This is a genomic window from Paenibacillus validus NBRC 15382 (assembly GCF_004000985.1).
GTDB lineage: Bacteria > Bacillota > Bacilli > Paenibacillales > NBRC-103111 > Paenibacillus_G > Paenibacillus_G validus.
The window spans coordinates 60,223-76,585 of record NZ_BIMH01000012.1; the positions used below are offsets into that span (position 1 = coordinate 60,223).

At 53.0% G+C, this 16,363-nt stretch carries 14 protein-coding genes; 3 read left to right on the forward strand and 11 right to left on the reverse strand.

The features are described from left to right. Positions 1–382: 382 nt before the first annotated feature. The gene (locus tag PVA01S_RS10765) at positions 383–1,393 is read right to left on the reverse strand and encodes a LacI family DNA-binding transcriptional regulator (protein ID WP_127607490.1); all 1,011 of its coding nucleotides are present in this window, start codon (positions 1,391–1,393) and stop codon (positions 383–385) included. Positions 1,394–1,930: 537 nt separating this feature from the next. Here PVA01S_RS10765 and PVA01S_RS10770 point away from each other — a divergent pair. Together PVA01S_RS10770 and PVA01S_RS10775 are read left to right on the forward strand one after the other, a co-directional pair. After that, complete coding sequence (locus PVA01S_RS10770; RefSeq protein WP_127607492.1) at positions 1,931–2,686, forward strand: IclR family transcriptional regulator; 756 nt, start codon at positions 1,931–1,933, stop codon at positions 2,684–2,686. A 250-nt stretch (positions 2,687–2,936) separates the two neighbouring features. Next, positions 2,937–4,133 (forward strand): MFS transporter, encoded by a 1,197-nt coding sequence (locus PVA01S_RS10775; protein ID WP_127607494.1) that lies wholly within the window; start codon positions 2,937–2,939, stop codon positions 4,131–4,133. A 168-nt stretch (positions 4,134–4,301) separates the two neighbouring features. Here the strand turns inward: PVA01S_RS10775 and PVA01S_RS10780 are convergent, their stop codons facing one another. From PVA01S_RS10780 to PVA01S_RS10820, 9 genes are all read right to left on the reverse strand, one after another. Continuing rightward, positions 4,302–5,402: a zinc-dependent alcohol dehydrogenase gene (locus PVA01S_RS10780; RefSeq protein WP_127607496.1), complete on the reverse strand. Its 1,101-nt coding sequence runs from the start codon at positions 5,400–5,402 to the stop codon at positions 4,302–4,304. A 91-nt stretch (positions 5,403–5,493) separates the two neighbouring features. Further along, complete coding sequence (locus tag PVA01S_RS10785) at positions 5,494–6,486, reverse strand: ABC transporter substrate-binding protein (protein WP_054795698.1); 993 nt, start codon at positions 6,484–6,486, stop codon at positions 5,494–5,496. Between the two features lie 58 nt (positions 6,487–6,544). Further along, a complete protein-coding gene (locus tag PVA01S_RS10790; protein ID WP_218029635.1) occupies positions 6,545–7,795 on the reverse strand; it encodes an MFS transporter in 1,251 nt (416 codons plus the stop codon). A gap of 19 nt (positions 7,796–7,814) precedes the next feature. Continuing rightward, a complete protein-coding gene (locus tag PVA01S_RS10795; RefSeq protein ID WP_164751796.1) occupies positions 7,815–8,033 on the reverse strand; it encodes a hypothetical protein in 219 nt (72 codons plus the stop codon). A 122-nt stretch (positions 8,034–8,155) separates the two neighbouring features. Next, entirely contained in the window at positions 8,156–8,842 is a 687-nt protein-coding gene (locus PVA01S_RS10800) for a class II aldolase/adducin family protein (RefSeq protein WP_127607502.1), read from the reverse strand. An 81-nt stretch (positions 8,843–8,923) separates the two neighbouring features. Then, positions 8,924–10,198 (reverse strand): Rieske 2Fe-2S domain-containing protein, encoded by a 1,275-nt coding sequence (locus PVA01S_RS10805; protein WP_054795696.1) that lies wholly within the window; start codon positions 10,196–10,198, stop codon positions 8,924–8,926. A gap of 177 nt (positions 10,199–10,375) precedes the next feature. Next, complete coding sequence (locus tag PVA01S_RS10810; protein ID WP_127607506.1) at positions 10,376–11,452, reverse strand: ABC transporter substrate-binding protein; 1,077 nt, start codon at positions 11,450–11,452, stop codon at positions 10,376–10,378. A gap of 24 nt (positions 11,453–11,476) precedes the next feature. Continuing rightward, positions 11,477–12,283, reverse strand: a complete 807-nt coding sequence (locus PVA01S_RS10815; protein ID WP_127607508.1) for an ABC transporter permease — start codon at positions 12,281–12,283, stop codon at positions 11,477–11,479. Between the two features lies 1 nt (position 12,284). Next, a complete protein-coding gene (locus PVA01S_RS10820) occupies positions 12,285–13,097 on the reverse strand; it encodes an ABC transporter ATP-binding protein (RefSeq protein ID WP_230875904.1) in 813 nt (270 codons plus the stop codon). A gap of 303 nt (positions 13,098–13,400) precedes the next feature. Here PVA01S_RS10820 and PVA01S_RS10825 point away from each other — a divergent pair, with 303 nt between their 5' ends. After that, the gene (locus PVA01S_RS10825) at positions 13,401–13,859 is read left to right on the forward strand and encodes a GlcG/HbpS family heme-binding protein (RefSeq protein WP_127607510.1); all 459 of its coding nucleotides are present in this window, start codon (positions 13,401–13,403) and stop codon (positions 13,857–13,859) included. A 133-nt stretch (positions 13,860–13,992) separates the two neighbouring features. Here the strand turns inward: PVA01S_RS10825 and PVA01S_RS10830 are convergent, their stop codons facing one another. Next, complete coding sequence (locus PVA01S_RS10830) at positions 13,993–16,362, reverse strand: amylo-alpha-1,6-glucosidase (RefSeq protein ID WP_127607512.1); 2,370 nt, start codon at positions 16,360–16,362, stop codon at positions 13,993–13,995. Position 16,363: the final 1 nt, after the last annotated feature.

Sequence of the window (16,363 nt, forward strand, 5' to 3'; positions counted from 1 at the left end):
AAATCCTTACACAATTCCAAGATCTTCTCTCTGTCGTCCATGTGTAAACATCCCTTCAATTTTAGTGGTTGTAGATTCAGGATATGTAAATGACCATGGGGCCAAGTTACCTGACATTGTCCGCAGCTTCTTGTTTACCGTTTTAGTAAATCGTTTTCCTTGCTTTATTCTATATGCTCCGGCGGCATGTGTCAACCAAAAGTCCGTTCATTTCTATCCGGGCTGCGGTCTCCGACTCGCCTCTTGTTAAGCGCTTGCATTTTATTCGAAAACGTTCGCCCGGACACTGGTTCTCCGCATAGCCTTAATATTTTGACCCTTTCCGGGGAAGCTCCTTTTTGCGGCCCAAACACGCAGGAAACCGTTCGGGCCAATTAAAGGATTAATGCGAGCCGCAGGAATGTCTTACAATCAATTCAGGCTCCAATACAACGGTTTTTGGCCTTTTTTTGGTTTTGGAAGTTATTTTCTTAATCATATTTTTCGCTGCGATAGCTCCCATTTCATAAGCCGGCTGTTTGATCGTCGTAAGCGGAGGGTTGAGGTGCTTCGCCCAGACCGTTTCATCGTAGCCAATGAGCGCAACATCGTCGGGCACCTTGATATTCAGCTCCTTGAACCCTTCCAATATTTCCAGAGTCATCATGCTGCTTGTGGAAAAAACAGCATCCGCGGCCGATGAGGATTTAAAATACTCGATGACCGCTTCCTTCACCCGGCCGACTTCATTCTTCACTTCAATCACTCGATCATGAACGGCGATCCCATGCTCGGACAAGGCTTCCTTAAAGCCTGTAACCCGATCCTGCCATGTACTGACGCCATGCGGCTGATAGACGAAAGTGACGATGTTTCTTTTGCCCAATTGAACAAAATGATCTACAGCCATTCTTGCTCCGTTAATGTTGTTGACGACAACGCTATCTACGACGTCAATACCTTCGATTCTGCGGTTTATAAAAGTAAGAGGATATTTGTTGTTGGCCATTTCCTCAAATAAAGCCTTGTTATTGGCTGTCGGGTTGACGATAATCCCGTCAACCTGCCGCATCCGAAAGCCTTCGATCAATTCCGCTTCTCTATATGAATCTTCATTTGAATTGCATATCATGAGACTGTATCCGGACAAACGACAGGTATCCTCTACCCCTTCCAATACCTTGGCCCAGAAAGGGTTGTTCAAATTCGACAATACAATGCCAATGATGTTCGTCCTCATTTGCTTCAATCCCCGGGCCATCGGATTCGGATGATAGTTCAGCTCACGAATGATTTTTTGAACTCTTTCCTTGGTTTCTTCCGTAGTCTGGGAGTAATTGCCGTTCAGTATCCGGGATACAGTCGTTTTGGAAACACCGGCCTGCTTGGCCACATCATCAATAGTGATTCTCAACGTGCACTCCTCATTTCGAGCAAATAGTAAAGAAAACGATTTAGTGTATCGTTTCCTGAACCTAATATATCAGAATTCCGAATAACCAGTCAATTAATCAGTGAATTATATTATATTTGCTATATTATATATATTTTACTTCTTTTTTCTTTCTATTACTCCATAATTCTGGTCAATTTGATGCCCGAAATCATGAAATTCTACCCGCTTCAGCGACGGCAACGGGCAACATCCACCGCAATGACGGCAATCCTTTTACAATTTCCTGTACAAAAGGATGCACACCGACCATATTCATCCCGTTGGACAATACTGTAGTTAACAGAACCCTGTCTTTCCTATCATGATTTCCTTTAGTTAATTATGATAAAGAAGTGCGGGAAGAGAGAAAAATCAGAGCGCTGATGGAAAAAGATACTATCAAATTATCCCCTCAATGTGGAATGAAAGTGTTTACACCCCCGTCGTTCGTATGTCATAATAGAAGGTAAAGAGCATACATTTCAGGCGGTAAAATACTTCAAGGTGGTGTTTTCGTTGGCACAGCAAGTACCCCTGTCTTCCGTTTACAATGCGATTCGTATCTTGCGTGAATTTACTCTAGAAGATGAGGAACTTGGCATAACGGAATTAAGTCAACGGTTAGGACTTGCCAAAAGTACAATTTTCCGTTTGGTTAACACACTGTATGGGAATAACCTTGTGGAGAAAAATATGCACACCCACAAATATCATTTGGGGATCGGTGCATTTGAGCTTGGCTTCGCCGCTTATCATCGCAATGAATTGCGGCTCATCGCGTATCCGCTGTTAAACAAGCTGATGTCGACCGTTCGCGAGGCGGTTCACCTGGCTGTTTACGATCATGGGGAAATCGTGTTCTTGAGTAAAATGGTTCCCGACTATCACCAGGGAACGGTATCGAAAATAGGCAAGCGCATACCCAGCTACTGCAGCGCCTCGGGCAAGGTGCTTCTAGCCAACCAATCCGAGCAGGAGATCGACCGGGTCATTCAACAAGGCCTGTACCGGCACACGCCCAAGACGATTACAGACGGCCAGACGCTCACCGAGCATCTGCGCGACGTACTCAAAAACGGATACGCGATCGGCCTCTCGGAATATAACGAAAGCGTATGCTCCATAGCGGTTCCGGTGTACAACGATACCGGGCAAGTGATCGCAGCCATCAGCCTGGCCATGATCAAATCGTATTTGTATCCGGCGCAAATCCAAAATTATGTCAAAGAATTGAAAACGTACAGCCGGCTTATCACGGAGCGGCTAAGTTAAGTTAACGGGATGGTTCCGCCGTCCCGTTTTTTTATTGTTCCCTATCTCGGACGGGGCAGGAACGTCGATATCTGAATTGAGCCCTTATCGCTCCAGAGTGCCCGAACTACGGGATGTTCATTTCCGCATAACAGAACAGCCGGATTGTTTCCCTCTGCCTGATGACGATAAGATAAGAGTACTACTCTTTAGATACCGAGGTGAAGGCCGTGTCTTCTTCCGCTCCCGTTGTTATCCGGCATCACCGGTCATGAACGGCAAATTCCAGTTTTATCTGATGCTGGCGACGTTTTTCTTGTCGAACTTAGCAGTTAGCGGCACAAGGCCGATTGTGTCCATTCATGCCCACAGTCTGGGAGCTTCCACATTTTTTATCGGGCTGCTCGTTTCCGCCTTCGCCGCATTCCCGCTGATTCTGGCTATCCGCATCGGCAAGTGGACCGATCGCTTCGGCACGAAAGCATTGACGCTATGGGGAGGGACAGGCGTCCTTGCGGCGTTGGCGGTACCTTTATGGCAGCCTACCCTCGCCGGATTGCTATTTTCGCAAATTTGCATGGGGCTCTCGAACAACTGTATCGTCACAGCGACGCAAAAGCGCGTCTCCATCGTTGGCGGCAACCGGGATAAGGCCGTTACCGGCATGACCACGACTGCGGCGGCGGCTGACTTTGTCTCCCCCTTGACGGGCGGCTTTCTGTATGAGCACGGAGGCATTCGGATCACCTTCCTCGTCCTGCTGGTCATTCAAATCATGATGCTGGCCTTGGTCCGCATGATGGATTCCGAGCCTCGGAGGGACGCGGCATCCACCCGTACGGAAGAAAAGAAAAACACGTTGATTCTCCTGAAGGATCCCCATATCCGCAAGGGCGTGCTGGTCAGCGGAATTGTCGTCTACTCCAAAGACATCTTCACCGCATACTTCCCCGTGCTTGCCGCCGGTTACGGCTTCTCTCCCAGTCAGACAGGCACCGTGCTCGCCTGCGTAGCCGCCGCTTCCGTTGCGGTACGTCTACTGCAATTCAAGCTGGTGGAATGGGTGGACAGGGATAAACTGATGGCGGCGGCGCTGCTCGCCGGTGCAGCGGCCTTCACAGCGACTTCGATGCTTGAGCATCCGTGGCTGCTTAGCGCGACTGCGGTCTTGCTCGGCGCCGGCCTGGGGCTCGTTCAGCCCTTGAGCTGGGTATATTTGATCCAATATACCCCCAAGGGCAGGGAAGGCGAAGTGCTCGGACTGCGCAGCATGCTGAACCGCTCGTGGCAATTGTCCGGCCCGTTGATGCTCGGTGTCGTCGGCCATACGTTCGGCCTGCTGCCGGTGTTTTGGGTGTGCGGACTGACGCTTCTATGCGGGTCCTGGTATTCTCATCCAGTGTCGCTGCTTCCGCTCCGCAGGGCGCCCGGGACCCCGGAACAGGCCGAACCAAACAAAGAGGCATGAGCCCATGCCTCAGGGCGGTTGTTCCTTCGCGTTATGACGATGGTAAATGGATAAAGCCCGCCGCTCCGGACTTGGAGCAGCGGGCTTTATTCGTTTACATCGGTTTGTTATGGCGGGCCGAACGCAGGAGTAACGCCGCCGCCCTTCAAGAAGTTCAGCTTCGGAACGTTACCTGGCTTTACCGGGCGATACCGTGACGAGGAGCGGATTCGGCTCCCCTTCCCCGCCCGCCGTTCTCAGCGCCATGTCTGTCTCCTCTAAAGGATAGTCATGGGAATTCATGATGCTGAGCGGAAATTTCCCCGAAGCGATAAAATCGACGGCCATTTTCACCGATTGGTAGCTGTGGCCTCTCACGCCTATAAGCTTCAGCGTCTTGGTGACGATCATGTCGATGTCGAATTCGGGAACCTTCCTATACTTGTAAGCTCCGAACAAGACCGTACTGCCCCGGCCGGCTATAGCTATGGACGAAGTGATCGGCTCCGTGCCTCCGGATGTGACGTCGATGACGACATCGGCCATTTTACCGCCTGTAATTTCGCGGACGCGGGTTTCCAAATCCTCGGTTTGAATATTAACGATATGATCCGCGCCCAAACGCTTGGATAACTCAAGCCGCTTCATGCTCGTTGTTCGTCCAGTGACGATGACACAATCGGCCCCCGCAGCCTTCGCCGCAAGCGTACAGGCAAGCCCCTGTTGGCCCGGCCCTTGAATGACGACCGTTTTCCCCGGGCCTACGCCGCCTTGCAGCGACATCCACTCGAATCCGTTGGCCAACGGCAGCGTCAACGCCGCCTCCTCCGGAGGAACGTGCGCAGGCATCGGGTGCAGCACCGAGTTCGGGTGCAGGTACATATATTCGCTGAAGCCGCCCCATAGAGAGGGACTCAAGTCTGCCGGGGTGGAGCCGTAACGAATACCCCCCGCCCTCGGGTCCGTCGTTTTGCAGGAACGGTACATGCCTGTGCGGCAAAAGGTACATTGCCCGCATGGAATGTATTCCTCCAGCGCGACCCGGTCCCCTGCCTTCACGCCCCAACGCGCAGCTGCCGTTTCGCCGATCTGTTCAATAAACCCGACGATGTGATGGCCCAGAATACGGGGGGATTGCAATTTTTTGTAGTAGGACACGTCGCTGCCGCACACGCCTACGGTTTCAATGCGGAGCAAGCCGGAATCGTCGGCAAGCGGAGGCAGGCTGAATTCCTGCAGCTCCGTCGTTTGTACGCCCGTAGCGACTGCCGCTAATGATGTTCGTTTCATGAGATCAACCTCATTTCTGCATCTTCATGAGGATCCGGCTGCGGCTCGAAGCCATGCCGATCAAGCCGGCAGCCATCACGCATTCCTTCTTCTAAATGGTATACTGCTCCAGGGCGGATTTCACGAATAGCTCTTCGACCGAAAGCTTGTTCTTGATAAGCCCCTGCTCATAGGAATAGCTGACGAGCGCTTCCAAAGTGGCGCGATTGTTCTGTAATCCGTAAGGCCAGAAATCCTCGCCCATCAGCTTCTTCGTTTGCTCGATTTCCGATACGAGCCAAGGCAGCGTCACCTTCAAGGCTGCGGTTTGATTGAAGCCCTCGTACACTTTATTTTTCGCCTCGACAAAAGCCTGATACAGGTTTTGCGCGACCCACGGATGCCGCTCCAATATTTCGTCGCGAATCGCTATGACGTGCATGATCGGGAAAATGCCTGTTTTCTGGAAATAGGCCTTCTCCACGGAGACGTAGTCTTCAAACAGTCTGTTCACACGCGGCGATCCGTTCAAGAAACAAGACGGGGCGCGGGGTGCAATGAACGCGTCCAGTTCGCCGTTCTCCAGCATCTGGTTCAGCGTCTGCTCCGGACCGATCGGCTGAAGTCTAACGTCGGCCGGCAGCTCCAGCTTGATCTTCTCGACGCGGCCCGGTGTCTCCTGACCGCCGAAGAACCATTCCACCTCGGACGGATGTACGCCGTATTCATGCTGCAGAAATCCCCGGATCCATACACAAGCGGTCAATTGATATTCGGGAATACCGATCCGCATGCCCTTTAAATCCTCCGGGCGGCGAATCCCCGAATCCACGTTCACATAAATGCCCGAATGCCGGAAAAACCGCGACGGGAACACCGGAATCGCTGTAAAATTCGGAAAGCCCCGGTCCCTTGCGATTAAATAGGACGACGCCGACAGCTCGGATACATCGAATTCCTGGTGGCGCATCATACGGAAAAAGGTTTCTTCCACCGGCATTTTGAGAAAGTTCAGTTCAATGCCGTTGGGACGGACGGAACCGTCGATTAACGCCTGGACGCGGTCGTAATCCCAGCAGGCGAAGCTTAAGTTCAGTTTATTCATGTGGAAATCCTCCTTATTGATTTGCGTATAGGTCAGTGTCTTGTAAACGCTCTCGAATCTAGGCGGAGATCGACTCGTTGCCGTCTAGCGATCGTTCCTGCCTGGGCATAAACACAATGAGCAGATTCGCGATGACGATCGTGCCCGCCACGAAATAGAAAGCGGCGAACAAACCGTACTTGTCGGAAATCATGCCGCCAAGCAAAGGGGAGATCGATTGGCCGACCGACTGCATGCCGAACAGGATGCCTACGCTGGTGCCGGCCATATGCTTGGGTGACGATTCCATCAGCCAAGCCTGGATCACGGGACGGACCGCGTACATAAAGAAACCGAGAACCGCGATTAAACCGATGAACAGCGGGGATTTCCCCATAGCCGTCATCAGGATCAGAATGACTGCCGTCATCGCCATGCTGGCCGTCAGTACTTTTTTGCGTCCCCACTTGTCGGACAAATGGCCCGAAATCGGAGCGGCGATAAAGCCTCCCATCTGCAGCAGAAACAAGCCTGCGCCGACCCACAACGGCGGGTAATTCAATTCATGCGCCAAATATAGCGGGAGAAACGTCAGCAGCGCGTTTTGCGTCATCGAGCGAAAGGCCGAGCTGGTTGAAATGAGCGCCAGGCTGCGGTTTCGAAACAATCCCTTCAGCCCGCTCACATATTCCTTAAGCGTCTGCCCTTCCTTCTCTTCTCCGGCCGCTTCCTGATTCTTTCTGGAGCCCGACTGCAAATTCCGCAGCAGGATGACAATGAGCAGCGCCATCGTAATGCCGGGAACGATATTGATGACCACGATCTGCCTCCACGTAAACACGGCCAGCAGAGCGCCTATCGCAAGCGGCGCGAGCGCGTCGCCCACATTGGCCGCCATGCCGTGAACCGAAAGCACGAAGCCCCTCCGTTCCGGGTACCACTGCGCGAGCGTAGGGATCGCGGTCGGGTGCCAAAGGTTGTTGCCGATGCCGACCAGCGTAACGCAAAGAAGCAGCATCCAATACGTGGTCGTAAAATTCATAAACAAGTAGGGAATGCCGACCCAGAAGAGCGACAATGCCATCAGAAGACCTTTCTTGCCGATCGTATCGACCAGCATGCCTCCCGGCACGTTGGCGATCGTGCTTGCCAAATATTGAAACGTAATGATCATGCCGGTTTCGGTATAGCTGAGCCCCAGTTCTTTCCCAATGATGGGGAGCAGTAAATAAAAGGTGGCCGGATACCAATGGGTTAATCCGTGGCCGATTGTGATCAGCCACATCTCTTTCATGGATCTCGGCGACGATGAGTCAACCGCTTCACGCAAGGCCAACCCCTCCCTAATGTCACCAAACTTGAATAATGTCGGAAGCTCCCACCGCATTCCAGAGATTCATCACGCGGAACCCGTCCCGTTCGGCCTGAGGCCACATCGTATCCACCTCGCGCAAGCCAATGACGACTTTCACGCCTTGTTCCCTCAGATGCTTCGCATAATCGGCCCCGTCTTCGCTGTAGCCGAGCACGGCCACCGTTTTGCCCCGTAGTTCTTTTTGAATCGCCATCATGGCTTCTCCTCTCTTCCGGTAACTGAAGTTTGTATCAGGATTGTTCTATGCCTTAACATTACCGCATGAGCTGCATATTTAGATACGGGATGTTCCCGTAGACGGAACAAATGAACGATTTACATCCGCAACCTGGCCTGATAATAATCCCAAACTTTGCGGTACAGGCCGGGCCTCGCCAAATTGCGGACACAGTCCTCGATTTCCTGCTCGTTTAACACATAAGGCATGCCCAAAGCTTGAGCCCTGTACTGTCGTTTGGCGTTCTCCTCCAAATAAATGCACAGCGCGAACGTTTCCTCAAGCGTTGAACCGGCGATGACGCTGCCATGGGACTTCAGCAGAACGGCCCGGCTTTCCCCAAGCTCGTGGGCCAAACGACTTCCCAGCTCCGGCGTATTCACGGAATCGATGCAATCAAATACCGGTATTGAACCTAACAGCGCCGCCTGAGGGAACACGGGTCTGATCGGGACCCCGGTCATGCTGAAATAGGTCGACCAATTCGGATGAGCGTGAATAACCGCCTGCACGTCGGGTCTTCGTTTATAAATTTCCAGATGAATGTGCATTTCCATCGGAGGAGCATCATGCCCATCCAGCTGTCTGCCGCCGCTATCGATCGTGACGATGTCCCGGGCCGTCAGAGCGTTCCGCGCACACGGGCCCGAATTGATAAGGATGTGATCGGTGCCGGGAATGCGTACGCTGCCATGTCCGTTGTAATCGATAATCTCGGCTCGTTCAAGCATTCGGATACCTAGCGCCAAATTTTGCTTTAACGTTTCAGAATCGGGTGCTACCATAGTCTCTCCTCCAGTATGCGAAATGAAAGGCGCCGAACCTCAAGCGCGCTGAGATTCGGCGTGAAACGGACGAGTTACGGTTTAAAACTTGGCTGTCATATCCTCAAGCAGCCCTTCCTTCCAATCCACGCCTTTAGGCAAAAACTTGTCGCAGCCTCTGACCATGTTGTACGTGCTTGGATCTACGCCACGCGGTACTTTGCCCGCCTCGATGTCTTTCATCGCCTCGAGCAGCAGCTGGCGCGCCACGATGATCGCGGTGTCGGCGGTGCCCAGCTTTTCCCTGGTGCGGTCGCAGAACGGCAGCTCCATCGTTTCCTGCAGGGCGTAGTCCTGAGTGTTGATTCCGGCGATGCCGGTGAACGTTTTGGTTCTTTGCACCTCGCGGTCAATGAGGAAATCGTTGGAAGGATTGCGTACCAATTTGTAGCCCGGCAGCATATCTGCTTTGCCGCGCCCGAAATCCGTTTCATGCTTCTCCACAAATTCGGGAGTAAACGGAATGTTAACGTCCGACGAATAAATAAAGTTGTACACCCATACGTTGGAGTCGTCGATCGGCACCCAAATATGTCCCGCGATGGACGGGAATTTCTCCATTTGGCCGTCGGTCCAGCGCACCATGGCCCCCCTCATCTGCTGTGCGGGCATAATGAACTGGTAAGCCCTTACATAGTTTCCGTCCTCTTTCAAATCGCGGATGCCGGCATATTTAAAGCCGTAGTCGGTTTTGACCACTTCAAGCTTCGGCGCGGTAGCTCTGGACCGGAGCGCGTTCTTATCGGCAATGTTATTGTTGTGGGCGAACGAGGAGTGGGACGTATCGATGCCTCCCTCAAGCGCCTGAAGCCAGTTACAAGCTTCGAATGTTTTCGAGACGTTGCGGAAATTTTCCGGCGCCCGCATCCATTCGTAATCCGGGTAGCCCGGCTGCAGCTCCTTCGGTCCCATGTAGGTCCAAACAATGCCGGCCTTCTCATAGGTAGGATAAGACTTCAATTTGACGCTATGTTTAAAATCACTAGTCGGCGGCTCGTTCGGCGTATCCGTGCATTGACCGTTCGTATCGAACTTCCAGCCGTGGTATACGCAGCGAAGCCCGCATTCCTCATTGCGTCCCCAGAACAGATGCGCCCGGCGGTGAGGACAGTAGGCATCGAGCAGCCCGATCGTACCGTTCGTATCGCGGAATGCGACCAAATCCTCGCCCAACAACCGGACGCGAACCGGCGGACAATCCGGGCCCGGCAGCTCTTCGCTTAAGACGGCAGGAATCCAATAACGCCGGAACAGCTCGTTCATCGGCGTCCCCGGACTCACCCGGCACAGCTTCTCGTTATCTTCTCTTTTTAACATGTCCATCTCTCCCTTGAGTTCATAGATGAGGTTACCCGTTAACTTAAGTATAAATGCTGGCTTTTCCGCCTAAAATCTTGAGTTCTTCTATGATGAACAAGCGCCAAAAAAGTTTGCGTTTTCACATGCCGCTCCCACTAAAAAAAGGCGTCCGTTCAGCACGGACGCCCTTCGCCATTATTTGGCATAAAACCGTTCATCCACTACTTTATCGAGGCTCACATCTTTGGAAAGCGCCCCGGTTGCCTTGACGGTATCGATCGCCCATTTCATGCCTTCGATATTCATCTTGCCCTTGTCCGCGAGGCCCGGCAGCACGAAATCGAGCGATTTCTCCGCTTCGGCCTTGCTCATGCCCAGCTCCGCCATGGCGATCGCCAGCACCTCTTCGCGGTTGGCGCTATCCTTGATATACTTGACGGCCTCGGCCTGACCCGCCATGAAAGCGTAGACGACTTCCGGTTTGTCTTTAATCAGGTCTCCGTTTGCTGCCAGCATGTTGTGATTATAGGTGGTCAGTTCATCCCGCATTAAGGACAATCGGACAAAGCCTAATTCATCGGCCTTCAAATCGGTCGGCTGGCTCAGAATGGTTACAGACGCTTGCCCGGTTTGCAGCGCTTGCAAACGGCCCGCATTTTCACCGGAGTTAATGAGGCGTACGTCCTTATTCGGCTCGAGCCCGTTCTTCTTCAGCCAATACTGGAGTTGAATGTCGGTTCCGTTACCCGGCACGTTGCTGGCCGCCGACTTCCCTTTCAAATCCTCAGGCTTTTTGATGTCTTTAGCCACAAAAATCGAATACATCGACTTGTCGTCCAGCGTGCCGATCAGCTTGACGTTCGCGCCTTCCGCCACTCCGGTAATGATCGACTCCGGCAGCGAAGAGATGATCGGATATTCCCCGGTTTGAAGCCCCCTTAGCGCGAGTACGCCGCCCTTCACATATTCGAGGTTGATCTCCAAATTGTTTTTCTTATAGAATTCTTTCTTCTGAGCCACGTAAATCGGGAGGTAGCTCATGTTCTTCGAAGGCAGCGCCATCTTGATCGTGGTCAGCTGATCCGGCTTCATCTTCACAGTCGCAGGAGCGCCTTGGCCACCGGCATTCCCTTCAGCCGCCGGCACATTGGCCGCCTTACCCCCGCATCCGACAACGGCCAGTAACAGTGAAGTACAGGCAATAAGCTTCAGCGAGTGCTTCGCTGCCCCTTTTAATGAACTTTTCAAATCATTTCGTGTCAGGCTCTTCATTTCTTTCGTTCCCCCTATAATATATTAATGGTTTCGCCATGGGGCGATCCATCGTTCTACATATTTCAACAGCTGCGTCAATAAAACGGACAAGACCATCAATACGCCGACATACCCTAAATATTCGGAAGTCCGGAACAGCTCGGAGGCATGCCGGATGGCGTAGCCGATGCCTTTGTTGGCGGCAAGCATTTCCGCCACAACGACCGCGATCAAGGCGCGACCGATAGCCAGACGAATACCGGTGACGATATAAGATAAGGTCGAAGGAAATATGACCTCGCGAAACATTTGGTACGAGTTGGCCCCATAGGAGCGTGCGGCCTTGATCAGCGACGGATCCGTCGTTTTCACCCCGGCCATCGTATTGATCAGGATCGGGAAGATCGCCATCGTAAACACCATCATAATTTTCGAAAGCGTCTCCAATCCGAACCATAAAACAAACAGCGGCGTCAGCGCCACAACGGGCGTCGTGTAAAGCGCGGTGATGATCGGATCGAATGCATACTCGATTTTACGCCAGTAGCCGAGGATCAACCCGATGGGAATACCGATGAGCGCCATCCCAAATCCGATGCCAACCTCGACGGCGCTGATTGCCAAATGCCCGAACACCGAGCCGTTAGCGATGAACGCCCATGTTTGCTCCAAAATTTTGCTCGGCCAGCTGAACATAAAGGGATCGATGCCTCCCAGCTGCCCGACGATCTCCCAGATCACGAAGATGATGCCAATCGTGACGACCGGATAGGTGACGGACGGGGGCAGCTTTGCCTTTTTCCGAGGGGCAGAGGTCAGGGATGGTTGAATGGTTGCTGTTTTTGCCATGTTATGCTTCTCCTTTCTGATACTGACGGGTAACTTCGCCTTTGAGATGATTCCATATGATCGATTTATATTCCTGGTACTCCGGCAGAAGCTTCGTTTCGAGCGTCCTTGGGTACGGAATGTCGATGGTCAGGTCATCGATGATCCGACCCGGCCGCACCGACATCAGAAACACGCGGTTGGATAAGAATACGGCCTCGTCAATCGAGTGGGTGATGAAAATAACCGTTTTCTTCTCATGCTGCAGCATCTTGAGCACTTCTTCCTGCATGATCTCCCGGGTTTGCTCGTCGATGGCGGAGAACGGCTCATCCATCAGCAAAATTTTCGGTTCCACCGCGAACGCCCTGGCGATGCCCACCCTCTGCTTCATGCCCCCGGACAGCTGGTGCGGATATTTATGCTCGAAGCCGTCGAGTCCGACCATGCGAATATAGTGCATCACGTGATCTTTCACGTCTTTATTGTTTTTTCCGGCTAAACGCAAGCCGAAGGCCACATTCTGAAATACCGTATGCCAGGGCATCAGCGCGAAATCCTGAAACACCATCGCCTTCTCTCCGCCCGGACTTTCAATCGGCCGACCGTTAATGGATACGCTTCCGGAAACAGGACGAATCAAGCCGTCCAACGTATGCAGCAGGGTCGATTTTCCGCACCCGCTCGGGCCGATGATCGAAATGAATTCCCCTTCCCGGATTGTACCCGACACATCTTTCAGCGCATGAACCTGATTCGGCTGTCCTTGATTATAAATCACATTTATTTCGTTAAAACTCATCAACGGCACTGTGGTGGCGGTCGTCATTGTCATGGATCATTCCCCTTCGTCGATATGGTTAGCCATTTCTTTGAAAACATGAAAGCGTCATCATTAGTATAAACCATGGAGGCGACTTTATTATGCTTTCATCATTAAAAATACTATTTTTGTGCCGGGTAACAAAACTGGCCGTTCTTCTATGCGGCACATGCAAAAAAAATATAATTTGGATCTCGGAACGATTACAAATTGCGAGACACCTAAAGCCGCCGGTCGCCCATATAATACAGGGAATCCGAAATGCGTATCAGAACCATTTGCAGGGCGAACAAGGTTTAAAGGAGCGATAAACAAATGAAAAGCATGACGCTCGAGACTGCGAAACATGTGATAAAAGCTGCGGAACAGAAAGCAAAAGAGCTTCGAATTTCGCAAGTGATCGCGATCGTCGATGAAGGCGGCAATTTCACCGCTTGTCACCGGATGGACGATGCCTGGCTGGCCAGTATCGACATCGCGCAAAATAAGGCATGGACCGCCGTTGCGATGCGAATGCCAACTTCACATCTGGCCCATTTGGCAGCCCCTCATGCGGAACTGTACGGGATCAATACGACTAATCATGGCCGGGTGGTTGTGTTCGGAGGTGGAATTCCGCTTGTAAGAGAAGGAAGGATCGTCGGCGCCGTCGGTGTCAGCGGCAGTACGGTCGCTAATGATGTGGAGGTTGCCAAAGCGGCTGTTCATGCCTTTGAGTCGTATGCATCGCACATGCCTCAGGCACGCAGACTTGACTGGGCCTGGATTCCGTAAGAGTCAGGCTGGAGAGAAGCCATAAAGACGAATGACATTCCGCCTATTGCGTACAAATAGGTAAAAGCCGCTTGAAAATTCAAGTCGGCTTTACCTTTACCCCGTCTGTCTGCGTGAGCAAAACCGTTCGGGATCAGCGATTCGATTCAGATTGAATGAAACGGGATATTTCACGATGATAGCGCATCAAGCACCAGACATACATACCTACGGACCAAGCCTGCAGAAAGCAACCGTTAAGCGGCTCCGGCCTGTTCGCGCGATACAGCTCGGCAGCCATGCCCATTTCATCCAGAATCCGCGATGCGATCATCCGCAGGAAGGCGACGCCTTGCTCCGGGCGTCCCGCGTTAAATTCGGCCAAGGCTACCCAGCCGGTCGTCAAATTCCAGACAGCGCCTTCCTGATAGCTGGACGGATCGTACCCGTTTCCTTCATCAGCCGCACTTCTTGTCCGGACGCCGAACGGCGTCGTCACCTCCGCCGCTTCGAGCTTCTCCAATGACGCCTTCACCCGATCGGGATCGGCTAACGTGGAGAACATCAAGTTGACGGCATAATTGGGGCGCAGCGTAGGGTCGGGCGTGCCGTCTTCCAACAGCCGGTCGTAGTAATACGCTCCGTCTTCGTACCAGAACGCATCCTCGTACTGCTGCTCCACCTGATCCGCCAGGGTGCGCCACTTGAGGGCAAACTCCGTCTCCCCGATCAAATGGGCGACGTCCGAAGCGGAACGGAGCGCATGCCAATACAAACCTTGCACATCGTTGCCGCTCTTTCTCCGGTCGATATGGTCCATCCATTGCGTATCCGGAATCGTGAACGCCTGCGAGGTGGATACGTCGCCGACGATGCCGTGCTCCAGAAATCCGTCCCCGTCACGGTCGCAGCGCAGAGCCCAGTTCACCGATTCAAGCAAGCTTGGAAAATAAGCGCGCGCAAATTCCGTATCCTTCGCGGCTTGAACATATTCGCGGAATAATATCGCCTGCAGCAGGACGCCTTCCGCCGAGCCTCCCCAGGAGGTTTGATGCATGAAGCCCGGTCCGCTGATCACGGTAGGCATATCCCCTGCCATCGCGCCGGGGCGATCCTCTTTCAGCTGCAGGGAGATGAAGTTTAATAAAACCTCTTTAACAAACTCGACATCCCCGATAGCCAAATAAGCGAACGCCGTCCACGCCGAATCCCTGCTCCAGTAGTTCGGGAAACGGGGAAAGCCCGCACAAATGCCGATCCCGATTTCCGGATGATTGAATTTCAACAGCTTCAGGGCAAGCTTGGCAAAATCAAAGGCCCTGTCCAGCTCATCGTCTCCCGTATAAGCCGCGGCGGTTTCCTGCAGGTAATCCCGATAAGACCCGGCCGTCTGAACGAACAGCTCTCCGGCCTGAGTTAAGCATCGCGTTGCGGTTTCTACGGCTGCCGCTTCATGCTCCGGGTCGCCGGTCAGCACAACCGTTACCGTCAGCGACGAATGGGGCGCGATTTCGCATGGAATCCGGAGCTGAACGCGAGGGTCCGCGCCTTGATATTCGCTGCCGAACGATGCTGTGCAGCCGGCATCGCAGGCAATAACGGCAACATACGGCAGCTGCGGGTTTTCCATGATTAATTTTCCTTCGGTTTGACGAAACTTAAACTGTTTCGCCTTCACGCCGAGCAGTCCGTACGGCACCAGCATCGCTTCCACATCGGCGATGAGCTCGAACGTCTCGGTCCCGTCCCCGTGGTTCGTTAAAGTGAACCGGGTAAGCACCGCCGCGTCCGCGGGCGACATGAACACCTTGCGGTCCACAGTCAACCGGTCGAATCGGCTGAACGCCTCGAGTCTGCCGGGCAGATGGTTCGCGCGCTCCGTGAAGCGGACCAACGGATAAGCTTCCTGCCCCTCCCCTTTACGCAGCTGCCACTTCAAATGACGGATGTACCTCGCCGGAGGACTGTACAAGCCGCCGTTATCCGTGACGAGTCCCCACCAGTTCCAATCGGCCGACAGATCGCCTGCCCAGTTCAAGACCGTAAACGAAGTATCGTTGGATAACGCGAGCGGACGGTCAAACGGACCCGTTTTGGTCAGACAAGGCTCTTGGATATCCGCGACTTGATCCTTAATCGTAAACCGGGAATAAATTTTCCCGAACGCGTACTGCTCGGTCACGATAACGAGCGTATGCTCGCCCGGCGTCAGACCGCCGGGATACAGCACCGACCACTCCGTAGCCGCCCCGACCTCGAACGTGAACGGCTCCGCTTCAGATATCGTTCCCGCATTGCGGCCGTGCTGATCTTGCATAATCCAGACTTTGTCCGGACTCATTTCGTTCCCGTCCAGCAGCAGCTTGAAGTCGATAGCCATGCCGCCAAGGGCGAGCGGAGGATTGTCCAGATTAAATCTGAATCCGATACACACCCCGCCCGAATAATCGTTGCGCAAGCTCCCTTTGACATACGTCATTTCGTAAAAGATGTCTCCGAGCTGCTTGGCTTGAATTTTACGCATT

Excerpts from the sequence above, each read along its gene's own strand:
- PVA01S_RS10775 (WP_127607494.1), top strand. The coding sequence starts at position 2,937 with ATGAACGGCAAATTCCAGTTTTATCTGATGCTGGCGACGTTTTTCTTG.
- PVA01S_RS10780 (WP_127607496.1), bottom strand. The coding sequence starts at position 5,402 with ATGAAACGAACATCATTAGCGGCAGTCGCTACGGGCGTACAAACGACG.
- PVA01S_RS10785 (WP_054795698.1), bottom strand. The coding sequence starts at position 6,486 with ATGAATAAACTGAACTTAAGCTTCGCCTGCTGGGATTACGACCGCGTC.
- PVA01S_RS10795 (WP_164751796.1), bottom strand. The coding sequence starts at position 8,033 with ATGGCGATTCAAAAAGAACTACGGGGCAAAACGGTGGCCGTGCTCGGC.
- PVA01S_RS10800 (WP_127607502.1), bottom strand. The coding sequence starts at position 8,842 with ATGGTAGCACCCGATTCTGAAACGTTAAAGCAAAATTTGGCGCTAGGT.
- PVA01S_RS10805 (WP_054795696.1), bottom strand. The coding sequence starts at position 10,198 with ATGTTAAAAAGAGAAGATAACGAGAAGCTGTGCCGGGTGAGTCCGGGG.
- PVA01S_RS10810 (WP_127607506.1), bottom strand. The coding sequence starts at position 11,452 with ATGAAGAGCCTGACACGAAATGATTTGAAAAGTTCATTAAAAGGGGCA.
- PVA01S_RS10815 (WP_127607508.1), bottom strand. The coding sequence starts at position 12,283 with ATGGCAAAAACAGCAACCATTCAACCATCCCTGACCTCTGCCCCTCGG.
- PVA01S_RS10820 (WP_230875904.1), bottom strand. The coding sequence starts at position 13,097 with ATGACAATGACGACCGCCACCACAGTGCCGTTGATGAGTTTTAACGAA.
- PVA01S_RS10825 (WP_127607510.1), top strand. The coding sequence starts at position 13,401 with ATGAAAAGCATGACGCTCGAGACTGCGAAACATGTGATAAAAGCTGCG.
- PVA01S_RS10830 (WP_127607512.1), bottom strand. The coding sequence starts at position 16,362 with ATGCGTAAAATTCAAGCCAAGCAGCTCGGAGACATCTTTTACGAAATG.